At 63.7% G+C, this 212-nt stretch carries 1 protein-coding gene; it reads right to left on the reverse strand.

What is annotated here, in order from left to right; all coding sequences use genetic code 11:
• Window positions 1–25: 25 nt before the first annotated feature.
• On the reverse strand, window positions 26–212 hold a 187-nt coding region (locus EXE44_RS19910; protein WP_137718155.1), incomplete at its 5' end, for a twin-arginine translocase TatA/TatE family subunit.

Consider the following 212-nt stretch of genomic DNA (forward strand, 5'->3'; position numbering starts at 1 on the left):
GGAGATCGGTCGGCGGCGGGGCGGCTTACGCGCTGGTTTCCTTGTCGGTCTCGGTCTCGAGGTCGTCGAGGTCGTCGTCCTCGTCGTCGAGCGTCGAGTCCGCCGTCTCGCTCTCCTGCATGTCTTTCAGTTCCTCTTCGACCTGTTCGCGGCCCTTCTTGAACTCTCCCATCGCCTGGCCGGTCGACCGAGCGAGCTTCGGAATCTTGTTC

Origin of the sequence: Halorubrum sp. SS7 (assembly GCF_005435055.1) — an archaeon.
In the GTDB taxonomy this organism is placed as follows: Archaea; Halobacteriota; Halobacteria; order Halobacteriales; family Haloferacaceae; genus Halorubrum; species Halorubrum salinarum.